Genomic DNA, 13,442 nt, shown 5'->3' with positions numbered 1-13,442 from the left:
CCTAATTACTACATCTAAATTACCAATAGAATAGCTACGATAGGAGCTGTTTGATTGTCAAAGGTGCATCAGAGACTTCTAACCTTTGTGCAGCGGTAAGACCTTGTTTATCCTGATAGCACAAATTATGCCAAGCTCTGAATATATCTAAAAGAGGTAAAATACCAGCAGGTCGTAATTTGCGACGTGGCTCGTTAATGAAGCTTTCGAAAAGAATCTGAAAGCGGTTTTGATAAAACTTCACATGACGAGTTGTCGCAACGTTAAACCATTTTTCAGGCTCATTTTGATCGCCAGCGAGGTAGCAAATGCCTTTGTGGTTTTCGTTTTGACTAGAGATTGCCCAACGATCGCGCCACCAACTCATATAGGCGATATCGACTTTGCCAAAGGGAGTACTCATGTCCCAGCTAGCGTCCTCTTCTACGTACATCAAGTCGACACTTTTCTCTTTAATGCGAGGTAAACAAACGCTCAGTGCAGCCGAACGTAGTAGGGGATCTTGAGGCATGTATAGAGATACACGTTTGTTTGGGCAGCACATATCAAGTACGTGCAAATAGTGTGCATATGAGGTGTATGGTGGACGGACTAATGCCCCTTTTGAAGGGTAATGAAATACAGATAGATTACCAAGAGGGTCTTCTACGTTACCGCGAGCCAAAATTGTTTGGTATTTTTGGTCAATTCGCTCTCTGAGGTGATGAGAAGGTTCCGCAAGCGGCTCACTTGCTTCCGCTACGTACTCCTGGGAAACAAAACGAGACACCTCATCGTAAGGGTTATGATCGAGCGTTGCGATTGGCTCTTCATCAGCGGAATAATTGACGTGCTGGCAAAGAATATAGCCAGAATGCGCTTCGCCAGAAACAATCCAATACACACCGTTATTGCTGTTCGGTTGCAATGCAATATAGTTTGAGGCCAATTCATAATGCGTTGCGTGGTTTACCCAGCGCGCATCAATGGTTGCCAGCTTACGGCGGCAGCGGCTAGCTATATGGTCAACATGATCGTAAAAGGTTTTTGGGTTAATACTAAGCTTGCGGCAGATTTCTCGTACTGAATATCCCGTAAACAACAAGCCCATCAAGTTCTCTTGAAATTGAAGCTTCTTGTTGGCACCAGACCACTTGTCGACAAAGGTACTTTGACACACTTTACAGCGGTAACGTTGGCGATCGCCACTGTAACCGAAAGCGTGATAGAGGTGTTTGTGAGTGTGGACAGAAAGTCCAAAGTTGTCGCAATCATCATTACGGCAAGCAGGCAACCCGTCACTGTGGACGTGCCGCAGGCGATGAAGTTCGTTCACGACATCGCGATTATTAAGTAAGGGGGGGAAAGCTCCACATTCACGGCATACCATCGCCGGACGCTTAGGGTTCGCATGTTGCAGAACGTAACGCTTTGCATCACTCAATCCAAAGTTGTCACACGCCAATGTTTTACAAAAGTTGAGTTGTAACCCATCTGCGTCTTTTGGCAGTTCGCCGTTAGACACAATCGCCCCCTCGGGATAATTCGGGCAGCCAGCATAACTCTGGCTGCAAATTATTACTTACTATTTGTTCTTAGATGTTGATTGCAGTTTCTAGTGCAACTTTCATCATGTCGTTGAACGACTTCTGACGCTCTTCTGAGCTTAGTTTTTCACCACGGATGATGTGGTCAGAAACTGTCAGGATAGTCAGTGCTTTCGCGCCTAGGTCAGCTGCTACGCCGTAGATACCAGCCGCTTCCATGTCTACACCTAGGATGCCTAGTTTTTCCATCTTCTCGAAGATGTCTGCTTCTGGTGTGTAGAACAGGTCTGCAGAGAATACGTTACCTACTTTTACAGGCACTTCCTGAGCGCGTGCTTGGTTAACTGCTTCTTCTAGAAGACCGTAATCAGCGATTGCTGCGAAATCGTGGTTGTTGAAACGGATACGGTTAACTTTAGAGTCTGTAGAAGCACCCATACCGATAACAACGTCCATTAGTTTCACGTCGTCACGTACTGCACCACAGCTACCCACACGGATAACGTTTTTCACGCCGTATTCAGCGATTAGCTCGTGTACGTAGATACAGCAAGACGGGATACCCATGCCGTGGCCCATTACAGAAACTTTTTTGCCTTTGTAAGTGCCAGTAAAGCCGAACATGTTGCGAACGTCACAAACTTGTTTCACATCTTCTAGGAACGTTTCAGCGATGTATTTAGCGCGCAACGGGTCGCCTGGCATCAGAACTGTTTCAGCGAAATCACCTGGTTGTGCGTTAATGTGTGGGGTTGCCATAAGTGCTCTCCAAAGTTTTGTTTTGATAAAACGCCTCTATTATAGAACGCTATTACCAATTCTGTTGAACTTGTTCGTTTTCGTTGAGGCAATAATATCGGGACGTACAGTAGCCCCTTGAGAGCTTAGTCACAAAAACCACGCATTTAGAAACTGCAACTCCTATTGATAACTAAATCTGTTGAAACCAAAAGAGCAATCGATTTGCTTTTGAGCAGTTTGTCGATTGCGCGCACAAATTCTTTGTTTTTGGGCCAAACTTTTTTCTGACAGCTGGTTGATCGAAATACTTTCGAGTGAAGTAAAACGATTAAATTGTACAACTTATTTTCTTGTACAATCTGGAAAGGCTTGCTATAAGTTATACAACAAAACTTTTTGTATAGGGATGCGTCATCATGGAATCTTCGATCAAAGTAGGTATCAGTTCGTGTGTTTTGGGTGAACGAGTGCGTTTTGACTCTGGTCATAAGGTGAGCAACTTTGTGACTAAAGAGCTTAGCCCGTATTTTGACTTTATTTCGGTATGCCCTGAAGTCGGCGTAGGTATGCCAGTACCCCGTCCAACCATTCGTCTTGTTTCTAATGAAGAGCGTGTTGCATTGGTTGAAACCAAAAATCCAGAAAATGATCATACCGACAATATGCTCACTTACTCGGCCAATAAAGTAGATGAACTTCAAAGCGAGCAGCTTTGTGGTTACATCGTTTGTGCCAAGTCACCAACTTGTGGCATGGAGCGAGTCAAGGTTTACAGCAAGAACAGTGCTGCGAAAGAAGGTGTTGGCTTGTATACGCAAACATTGATGCAAAAAATGCCTTGGTTGCCTGTTGAAGAGGATGGCAGACTTAACGACCCTGTATTGAAAGAAAATTTTATTACTCGAGTATTTTGTCTAAATGACTTTTACGACTCGATGGATGGTGAGCCTACTCGTGGCAAAATCATCGACTTTCATTCGCGCTACAAACTGACGTTAATGGCACACCACCCAGAGTCATACCGCTCCCTTGGCCGCTTAGTCGCTGATGTCGCTAATTATGAAATTGAAGACTTTTACCAAGAGTATCGTTTAGGACTGATGAAGGCGTTAACGAATCGGGCTAGCCGCAAAAATAACACAAATGTGTTGATGCATTTACAAGGGTACTTCAAACGCTCACTAACTAAAGAAGAAAAAGAAGAGTTAGCGACAGTGATTCACGACTACCGTATCGGAATGCTGCCTCTGCTAGCACCACTTACATTGATTAAGCATTACTTAAATACTTACCCAGACGAATATTTAGCAAAACAGAAGTTTTTAGAACCGTATCCGCAGGAGATGAGATTACGCTATGGTTTGTAGTTCAGAAGAAAAACTATACGCGATCCGAGATGTCGCAGAAATCACGGGTGTAAAACCAGTTACGCTGAGAGCTTGGCAACGAAGATACAACTTGATCCAACCTCAGCGAACTGAAAAAGGACACAGACTCTATCGCCAGCAAGATCTCGATACGATTCGCGAAGTCCAGAGTTGGCTCGCGAAGGGGATTTCGATTGGTAAAGTGAAGGGGCTGCTAGGAAAAAGCGCCGATGTCGAAGTCAAAAACGAGGTTCGCACACTCGAAGAAGTTGAAAACATGCTGCTTGCGCTGTCTACCCTGAATCGAGGAAAAGCAGAGAGTTTACTTGCCTCTGTGCTTAAAGAGTACCCACTAAAACTCGTTATTGATCAGTTTATTAGCCCAGTATTTGATGCGCTAGATATGGTAAAAGGATCGTTGCGATCCTTGCAGGTGGGGTTATTTCAGACTTGTTTAATCACTCGACTTGCCCTTGTTATCGATTCTGAAAACAAAGCCGCTTCCAAAGGAAAGTGTCTGCTCATTAGCTTTGAACAAAACAGAGAATCTGAGAGTTGGATTCAAGCAGCGAAGCTTTGTGAACAAGGGTATCACACGACTTTGATCGATAAGGTTGATGATGTTTCTGGTCTACTAGATCACGAGGTCGTTGAAAATGGTTCGTTTATCTACCTTTTCTCCAACAAAGCGCTAGCTGCTAAACAAGTGGCATCCATCAAAATGCTTCACGCACAACTAGGTGATCGGATGGGGTGCTCTGAAGTGATAGAGAAATTACACCTAACTTAGTAGACAAAAGATAGGAGCTACCATGATTTTAGTATGGTTTCGACGTGACTTACGTACGTTAGACCACACGGCACTCAAAGCGGCATTGGATTCAGGTCAGCCTGTTGTCGCTTGCTTTATCGCGACGCCAGATCAGTGGCGGGAGCATCACATGGCGCCGATGCAGGCAGACCTCATTGCTCGTCGCTTAGCTTGTCTTAACGAGGAGCTTGAAAGCCTTAATATTCCTTTTTTGTACAAAGAGGTGCCGTCGTTTTCCGTTTGTACAGATGTGATTAGTGGGTGGGCGGAAACACTTGAAGCTACGTCTGTCATGGCAAACATTCACTATGAGGTGAACGAACGAGAGCTCGATACACAAGTAAGTGAAGCGTTAGCTTCTCACGATATCGAATTTGAACTGTTTCATGACAAATGTGTGCACGCGCCAACGACGGTTCTTAATAAGCAAGGCGAATATTTTAAGGTATTTACGCCATTCAAGCGTGCTTGGTTAACGCAGTTCCATATGCCGACGGTAGTAAAACCTCACGAGCAAGCGCCACTCAATAAAAAGGTACTCGAACAATTAGAGTCGGCTCGATTTAATTCAAGCTTCACATTTAGCTATCCTCGAGAATCCAGTGAAGACTGGCTGGCTTCGACTAATGATATTTTGAAACAGCTTAGGGAATTTGCACGGGAGCGCAGTGACGCGTACCAAAGCGAGCGAGACTTTCCAGCTATCGATGGCACTAGCCAACTGTCTCCATACCTTGCGATTGGCGCGCTATCACCCAGGCAGTGTATTGCTCGTTTGTATGCTGAAAATCAACAAAATGACCTTACAGAGGGGAAAGCAACTTGGTTAAGTGAGATCATTTGGCGTGAGTTTTATCAGCACCTATTGGTTTTCGAACCAAAACTCGTCAAAGGCAAAGGATTTATCGATTGGGAGGATAAAATCCAGTGGTCCTATGATGAGAAAGCCTTTGAGCGATGGAAGACAGGAACAACAGGATACCCAATCGTTGATGCAGCAATGCGTCAGCTCAATCAAACAGGCTGGATGCACAACCGATTACGTATGATTGTCGCGAGCTTTCTTACCAAGGACTTACATATTGATTGGCGATGGGGAGAAGCGTACTTCATGAGTAAGCTGGTGGACGGCGATTTTGCAGCGAACAATGGTGGCTGGCAATGGTCTGCTTCTACGGGCTGTGACGGGCAGCCATACTTTCGTATTTTCAACCCGATAAGCCAAGGCGAAAAGTTCGATGATAATGGTGAATTTGTGCGCCACTGGGTACCAGAAATCAAAAGTGTACCGAACAAATACATCCATAAACCTTGGACTTGGGAGGGCTTTTCTTTACTGGAATATCACAAGCCGATGGTTGATCACAAGACAGAAAGAGAGATAACCTTACAGCTCTTTAAAAGTGCCAAGGAATAGAGTGAAATGCTTAGCAAAAAGCGATCAATGAGTTTCGCAAAACGTACCCTGCTATCTGTGTCGTTATCTTTAGTGAGTGGTCTATCATTCGCTAAGATGTACGAATTACCAGAGGATGGAAGCCGTTTAATTGGTCGCCTTGAAAACCACGTCGTGCAAGAAGGCGAAACCATGGCAAATATCGCTAAGCTCTACGATGTGGGTATGCTAGGTTTAATGGCCGCAAACAAAGGCGTGGATCCCTTCTTACCAGAAGAGGGGCATGTTCTTACTATTCCGACACAGCTAATCCTCCCAGACGTACCTTATAAAGGTATCGTTATTAATCTAGCCGAGCTGCGCTTGTATTACTTTCCGAAAGGAGAAGATATTGTCCATGTATTTCCTGTCGGAATTGGCCGAATAGGGCGCGATACCCCAGTAATGACAACGCGTATCAGCCAAAAACGACCGAACCCTACATGGACTCCTCCAGCCTCTATTCGTGCCGAGTACAAAGCAAAGGGCATTGACCTACCAGCCGTTGTTCCTGCGGGGCCTGATAATCCACTTGGTATGTTTGCATTGCGTTTAGCTTACGGGAATGGCGAATACCTAATTCATGGTACCAACAAGGACTTTGGGATTGGTATGCGAGTCAGCGCGGGTTGTATTCGTATGGACCCAAGTGACATTGAGTGGTTATTTGACAAGGTTCGTAACGGCGAAGACGTTAACATCATTAATCAGCCTATCAAAATGACACTTGAACCTGACAGAAGTGTGTTCTTAGAAGCACATGAGCCTTTGACTCGTAGTAATGGCGAGAAAGATGAACTCAAAGTGCCGAAAGAGTTAAAGTGGTGGCTGGATGAATTCGGTATGAAAAACGTGAAGGCTAAAGCAGCAATCGCTGCACAGAATGGGGTTCCTGTCGAAATAACCGCGCCTTAACGGGCGTTAAGACGCGGTATCAAATCTTACTTAGTGTAAGACTGAGCGATGTTATCGATACGCTCGTTAGCACGCTCAGCTTCTTCTTGAGCAGCCATTGCTGCTGCGCCTGATTTTTGAACGTCAGATTGAAGAGCTTGTACGTCTTGGCTTAGTTGGCTAACTTGGTTGCTTAGTTCGTCTAATTTTGCTGCATTTGCTGTTGCTGCGTCATCAGAAGAAGCACAACCGGCTAGTAGAAGTACTGAAGTTGCTGCAGCTGCGATCAACGTTTTGTTCATATAAGAACTCCTTGCTTATAGTGAAAGTCTCGCCACCAACTATTATTTTATACAGTAGCGAGGTTAAATGTGGTTACATTTTATCAGTACATGATGTAGCAAAAGTCAAAAAAACCCAAGAATTTCATGGAGTACCTGACGTCAACTTTTACCTGAGCTTAACAAAGGTGAATAGTCTATCTTCTCCCTCGCTCTCACAACAGTTTTCATAGCAGGTGTATTTGCCACGTTCCTGATATCAATAATTTAGACGATATTGACACAAATGAAAGTTTATTGGCCCAAATAACTGCTATTTACGTCGTTTTGTTGAAGAATAGAAGACATATCTGAAAGGCCTTTCATTAAACTTCACGTTCAGATGCATATCAAAAAGGCTAGGCTTTACTCTGAACTGAGCCACAAATGATGTTTTACCGTTACCACAGGGAATTAGTTTGTGTGATCTCTATCTATACTCCTATGATTTGCGGTATTATACCGAGCTTTATTTTTTTGCTGCGTTAGAGCGGAAACGACACTACAGAGCGCTCAGACGCTGACTGATTTATTGGAGAATACTTTGCAATTTAAAGATCTAGGCCTAGACAACCGATTGTTGAAGAACCTAAAACACTACGATTTTAAAAAAGCGACTGACATTCAGCAGCAGGCGATTCCTGTTGCGATTGCAGGCAAGGATCTATTGGCATCTTCGAAAACGGGTTCGGGCAAGACTTTGGCGTTTGTATTGCCAATGCTTCATAAGTCTTTAAAGACAAAATCGTTTTCTGCGAAAGACCCTCGCGCGGTTATCCTTGCTCCTACTCGTGAGCTAGCGAAACAAGTATATGGTGAGCTTCGTTCTATGCTAGCTGGCCTATCTTATGAAGCAGCACTGATTTTGGGTGGTGAGAACTTTAACGATCAGGTAAAAGCTCTGCGTCGTTACCCGAAATTTATCGTGGCGACACCAGGACGTTTGGCTGATCACTTAGATCATCGTTCGCTTTATCTGGATGGTTTGGAAACGCTGATTCTTGACGAAGCAGACCGTATGTTGGATTTGGGCTTTGCACCAGAGCTTCGTCGCATTCATAAAGCAGCCAAGCATCGTCGTCGTCAAACGTTGATGTTCTCTGCGACATTAGATCATGCAGACGTCAATGAAATCGCGGCTGAAATGCTCAATGCGCCAAAGCGTATTGCTATCGGCGTTTCTAACGAAGAACATAAAGATATTACGCAAAAATTTTACTTGTGTGATCACCTGGATCATAAAGAGGCAATTTTAGATCGTGTTCTTTCTGAGGCTGAATACCGTCAAGTTATTATCTTTACGGCAACGCGTGATGATACTGAGCGACTAACAGAAAAGCTAAACGAAAAGAAACTGAAGGCTGTAGCACTGAGTGGTAACTTGAACCAGACTCAACGTAACACCATTATGAGTCAGTTTGAGCGCGCAGTATTTAAGATCCTTGTAACGACTGATGTTGCTTCCCGCGGTTTGGATATTGCAACTGTGACACACGTCATCAACTTCGATATGCCAAAGCATACTGAAGAATACGTACACCGAGTTGGTCGTACTGGTCGTGCTGGAAACAAAGGGGATGCAATCTCTCTTGTTGGTCCAAAAGACTGGGATAGCTTTAAACGTGTAGAATCATACCTACAACAAGATCTTGAGTTTTCAGTGTTCGAAGATTTGAAAGGTAAGTTTAAAGGCCTTAAGCCACCTAAACCAGATTTTCGCAATAAGAAAGCGACCGCAAAGAAAGCTCGCCCTCAAGCGAAAAAGTCGGCGAAAAAACCAGCTAAGCGTGACAAGAGCTTCTACAAAAACGTATCTGTGGGTGATGATGTCTTCATCCCTAAGAAAAAACCAGCGGCACCGAGCTCTGAAGAGTAAAAGCTGCTGTAGTTTCCCATTGATTTTAGTTCTTAAAAATCCGAGTGTTCGCACTCGGATTTTTTATGTCTGTCGCTAGGTGAAATAGCGTCTTTCCATACTCACTCGTTTGTCAGCTTTTATACTTGTCTGGTTGTATATAAACAGCATAGAACGCTAATTTAGGAAGTTATTAAGTTTTATTACCTCGGTCAAAGCAAACGTTTTTCCTCACACACTAGATAAAAATCTCACATGATTATGAAAATGATAATTGATCTCATTTTTATTTAAGGGCAGAATACGCGCCATTGTATTAATCCTATAAATGAATTCGCTCTCTATATGAAATTTACTCATGTTTTTTTAGGGCTCATAATTACCTCTAGTTCTGGCTTTGCTGCTGATGATTTCAACTGGCTTCGAGATGATGCTCGTAAAGATGAGCGAGTTCTTACCTACCTAACAGAACAAAACCACAAAACTGAACAGCACCAAAAAAGTTATCAGACGTTGACAAAAAACCTACTAACGCAGTGGGATACCATGGTGGCAGACAAAGGTGATAAGCCATGGTCGATCGTGAGTGGAAGAGAGTGGACGCTAACGCGTCGCGATGGTCGTTACTTACTATTATCCCGTGCGAGTCAACATGCACCAGAAAACGTGGTGTTCGATTTCGATGAACGACAATCTGCGCATCAGTACTACCAACTTGGTCAATGGCAAGTGAATGGTGACACATTACTTTTCACGGAAGATATCGACGGCAGCGAACAATATCGCGCCGTGGTTGTTGATTTACTCTCCGGCCAATCTACGGAACTGGCGACGCACGTCGATAGTGGCGTATTGTTATCACCTAACGGAAAAGTGGCATTCCTCGTTGCAAAGGAAATGCGCACTCAGCGACCTCATCAGATCTTACGTATCTCCACTGAATCTTTGGCAAAAACAGTCCTATGGAATGAACCCAAGTCAGATTGGTTACTTTCTTTCTATCGTGCGGCAGATAGCCGTTATGCTGTGCTGCAAAGCAACAACGAGTCAACAACAGAGCAGAAGCTTGTCGACCTAGAAACGGGCACTGTCTCAGATTCATTGCGAAAGCCTGAAGTGGGTGTGGAATATTACGCGGATGTGGCGAAAGGTTACATTTATCTGAAAAGCAACCTTGAAGGAAAGTTCGCCCTTTACCAAGCCGAACTCGCACCGCTTCGCGCAACATGGCAACGCTTTACCAATCCTCGTGAGCCGCTTGAACAGTTCTACCTTTATGATGCAGGAGTTGTGGCACTTAGCAAGCCAAACAATGTGTCGACTTTGACGGTGTATTCTTACCAAGGTCAGGAAAAAGTGATACTGCCATTGGAACACGATGGTAATGTCGCTTGGCTAAGCACATTGGGCGATTTTGAATCAAACAAAATTCGTATCCGAAGCATGTCGATGACTACGCCTCCTCAGTGGGAAGAGTTCGATGTAAAAACGCTGAATAAATCCTTGTACTCTCAAGATGCTTACCAAGACTTTGATAGTCAGCGTTATGTATCCCAACGTATTTTTATTAAGCACGACGGCGTTTCTGTCCCTGTCTCTTTGGCGTATCGCAAAGACAAATTGCACCCACAATCTCCTGTGATGATTTACGGTTACGGTGCGTATGGTTTTACGATGAAACCGTACTTTATGCCTCAGGTTATCAGTTTACTCGACCAAGGTGTGATTTACGCTATCGCCCATGTCCGTGGCGGTGGGTACTTTGGCGATGAATGGCACAAGCAAGGCCGTGGTGTGCGAAAAGCCAATTCTATTGGTGATTTTGTCGCGGCCGCGAAGGCGCTGCAAACATTCGAACGTGGCAATAGAGAGGTTTTCGCCATCGGTTCTAGTGCTGGTGGCACGTTGGTGGCCGGAGCGGTTAATCAAGATCCTAAATTGTTTTCAGGTGTCGTACTTAAAGTGCCTTTTGTTGATGTGGTTGCAAGTATGTCGGATACCTCACTTCCGCTTACCACACAGCAGTATGGCGAATGGGGTAACCCAACCAAACCTGAACAATTGGCGTTAATGAAGGCGTACGATCCGATTCTCAATATCCATAAAGACGCTTACCCACCCATGTTTGTTCAAGTCGGTTTAATCGATCAGCGCGTGCCATATTGGGAAGGCGCAAAGTATCTCGCTAAAGTTTCAGCGTTAAGTGAGCGCAACGGGCCGTACTTGTTGCAAACTGATTTTAATTCGGGCCACCAAATGGACCCACGACAAGCGCAAGAACAACAAGCAAAAGAATACGCATTTCTACTATCACTCATTAAAACATCTAAAGCGGAGCAGTAAATGAAGCTTACCCCAGTGTCAGCGGCAGTACTTTCGGTACTTGCTGCCAGTCAAGTGCACGCCGAATCTAAGGTTTTCTCAATGGAAGAGGTGGTGGTAACCGCCAATAAAATCGATCAGCCATTGTCAAAAGTGGCAGGTAGTGTCGCGGTTATCACAAACGAGCAAATCGAAGAAAGAGGCGAGACCGAGCTATATGACGTGCTGCGTAACGAACCTGGTGTAAGCGTGACGGGCGGTGCAGGACGTCCGCAAAACATTACCATCCGTGGTATGACGGGTAACCGCATTATGATCGTTCGTGATGGCATTCGTTCTGCGGATGGCTTCGGTGCGAATGACATTAATGATGCCGTTGGGCGAGATACTTTTGATTTATCCAATTTTGAATCGCTGCAAATCATTAAAGGGGCAAGTTCTTCGGTGCATGGCTCTGGCGCGATCGGCGGTGTGGTGATTTTAGAATCCAGTCAGCCGGGTGATTTCTTAAAAGACAAAGACTTCTACACCGATGTTTCCGGTACTTACACCGACATCAGTAACAAGTACAAAGGTACGAGTAACCTAGCTTTCCGCTCCGGTGATACAGAGAGTTTGTTCAACGTTTCATACTGGCAAGGGCAAGAGACACGTAACTTTGATGAAGATTTGTATAACCGCGACCTAGATGGTTACAGCGGTGCTTATACGATCAACCACTTTTTCAATGAAGAGGTGATGTTGAAAGCCAAAGCGGAACTTTACACCCAGAATCAAGAGCGTTTGGAGGGATCACCGTCCATTCAACCTGATGGAATCTGGCATATTGAAGACTTTGCTGAAGATGAAACCACGGAAGAGTACAGCGCTTACATTGGTGCAGAGGTGACACCGATTAATCCAACTTGGTTCGAAGAGTTGGATACCAAAGTTTACTGGCGTCACACCGAAGTGGTGGAAGACACCAACCGTTTAATGCGCCAAGTGGATCACAATGGTTTGATCACCAAGCGTCGCGAGCTGGAACACAAAACCTTCATTGACGAAACAATTGGCTTCCGTGGCGATTTCACCAATACGATTTATGCAGCAAATGCTGAGCACCAATTGGCTTACGGTGTTGAGCTTTCTACAGACTATTACGAGCGCACAGATAGCGATTCCAAGATTGATTGGAACGGGGTAACGCCTTCGACCAAACAACCTTTCGCTCCTGCTCGTGCTTATAACATTGGCTTGTATGTTCGAGACATGGTGGAACTGGATAAATGGACCATCACAGGTGGCCTACGCTTTGATGCGCACCGTCTCACGCCAGACGGTGCGGGTGAAGTGGGCGGCTTCCCATTAAAAGACATGGATAGCTCAGAGGTATCTCCAAGTTTGTCGGTTTCTCGTGAGGTATTTGCCAACAACATTGCTTATGTATCTTATAACCATGGTTACCGTGCTCCGGAATACGATAAAGCGTATGGCTTCGTAAGCCACGACTTTGTGCCGCTCACGCCGTTTGTCATTGCACCAAACATGGATCTAGAAGCTGAAACTTCCGACTCATTTGAAATCGGTAACAAGTTCGATAACGGTCGTGCGTATGTCTATGCGTCTTTGTTCTACAACAAGTTTGAAAACTTCATCGACGTTGTGACCACGGGCTTTGACTCAAGCAATGGTAATTACATTAAACAATACCAAAACCTCGATGGTGTCGAGACGTATGGTGCAGAGCTTTCTGCAGGTTACGCGATCACTAAGCGATGGAACATCAGCACCAAGTTTGGCTACGTAGATGGCAAAGACGCGGAAGGTGAATACGTTCGAAGCATTACGCCATTCGAAGGTAACGCTCAACTGAAATACGTCAACCAAGACTTCAATGCTTACGTGGCTTGGAACTGGGCCGCGGCCATGGATCGCGTTCCTAAATGCCAGACCACGCTTGGTCTAGCGACAGAGTGCGCGCAGACAAGTGCGTGGAATACGTTTGATATTGGCGCAACTTACCACGTTTCCAAAGACCTTCGTGTTAGCGCAAACATCATCAACCTGTTCGACAAAGAATACATCCGATACCAAGACGTAGCGGGTATCGCTGAGGAAAGTAAGCGTTACTCAACTGAGCCTGGGCGCTACTTCACGCTAAATGCAAAATACGAATTCTAGGACGAAAT

Annotated in this window: 10 protein-coding genes; 7 read left to right on the top strand and 3 right to left on the bottom strand. The window is 44.9% G+C overall.

Annotated features, from left to right (window positions below; translation table 11 throughout):
- Positions 1-34: 34 nt before the first annotated feature.
- Both R7M92_RS00105 and deoD read right to left on the bottom strand, forming a co-directional pair.
- On the bottom strand, positions 35-1,504 hold the full coding sequence (locus tag R7M92_RS00105; RefSeq protein ID WP_005383936.1) for a hypothetical protein: 1,470 nt from the start codon (positions 1,502-1,504) through the stop codon (positions 35-37).
- Between the two features lie 70 nt (positions 1,505-1,574).
- Entirely contained in the window at positions 1,575-2,285 is a 711-nt protein-coding gene (gene deoD, locus R7M92_RS00100; RefSeq protein WP_005375140.1) for a purine-nucleoside phosphorylase, read from the bottom strand.
- A 398-nt stretch (positions 2,286-2,683) separates the two neighbouring features.
- On the opposite strand from deoD, the gene R7M92_RS00095 reads away from it, so the two are divergent.
- The 4 genes from R7M92_RS00095 to R7M92_RS00080 are packed head-to-tail and all read left to right on the top strand — an operon-like array spanning position 2,684 to position 6,795.
- A complete protein-coding gene (locus R7M92_RS00095; RefSeq protein ID WP_017635475.1) occupies positions 2,684-3,634 on the top strand; it encodes a YbgA family protein in 951 nt (316 codons plus the stop codon).
- The gene (locus R7M92_RS00090) at positions 3,624-4,424 is read left to right on the top strand and encodes a MerR family transcriptional regulator (protein ID WP_033906723.1); all 801 of its coding nucleotides are present in this window, start codon (positions 3,624-3,626) and stop codon (positions 4,422-4,424) included. The genes R7M92_RS00095 and R7M92_RS00090 overlap by 11 nt, the downstream gene beginning before the upstream one ends.
- A gap of 22 nt (positions 4,425-4,446) precedes the next feature.
- Entirely contained in the window at positions 4,447-5,862 is a 1,416-nt protein-coding gene (gene phrB, locus R7M92_RS00085) for a deoxyribodipyrimidine photo-lyase (RefSeq protein WP_213897531.1), read from the top strand.
- 6 nt (positions 5,863-5,868) lie between these two features.
- A complete protein-coding gene (locus R7M92_RS00080) occupies positions 5,869-6,795 on the top strand; it encodes a L,D-transpeptidase family protein (protein WP_005383933.1) in 927 nt (308 codons plus the stop codon).
- Positions 6,796-6,821: 26 nt separating this feature from the next.
- Here the strand turns inward: R7M92_RS00080 and R7M92_RS00075 are convergent, their stop codons facing one another.
- Complete coding sequence (locus R7M92_RS00075; protein WP_005375145.1) at positions 6,822-7,076, bottom strand: Lpp/OprI family alanine-zipper lipoprotein; 255 nt, start codon at positions 7,074-7,076, stop codon at positions 6,822-6,824.
- Positions 7,077-7,626: 550 nt separating this feature from the next.
- On the opposite strand from R7M92_RS00075, the gene R7M92_RS00070 reads away from it, so the two are divergent.
- The 3 genes from R7M92_RS00070 (at position 7,627) to R7M92_RS00060 (ending at position 13,434) form a co-directional block, all read left to right on the top strand.
- Positions 7,627-8,970 carry a DEAD/DEAH box helicase gene (locus R7M92_RS00070; RefSeq protein WP_044129603.1) on the top strand — a complete coding sequence of 448 codons (1,344 nt, stop codon included), beginning with the start codon at positions 7,627-7,629 and terminating at the stop codon, positions 8,968-8,970.
- A 324-nt stretch (positions 8,971-9,294) separates the two neighbouring features.
- Positions 9,295-11,292, top strand: a complete 1,998-nt coding sequence (locus tag R7M92_RS00065; protein WP_318132457.1) for a prolyl oligopeptidase family serine peptidase — start codon at positions 9,295-9,297, stop codon at positions 11,290-11,292.
- Complete coding sequence (locus tag R7M92_RS00060) at positions 11,293-13,434, top strand: TonB-dependent hemoglobin/transferrin/lactoferrin family receptor (RefSeq protein ID WP_285385242.1); 2,142 nt, start codon at positions 11,293-11,295, stop codon at positions 13,432-13,434. It abuts the gene before it with no gap.
- Positions 13,435-13,442 lie beyond the last annotated feature (8 nt).

Origin of the sequence: Vibrio sp. Vb2880, from assembly GCF_033337975.1 — a bacterium.
Taxonomy (GTDB): domain Bacteria; phylum Pseudomonadota; class Gammaproteobacteria; order Enterobacterales; family Vibrionaceae; genus Vibrio; species Vibrio alginolyticus.
Note: the sequence above shows the minus strand (reverse complement) of the source record. Positions and strands in the feature narration are given on the sequence as shown.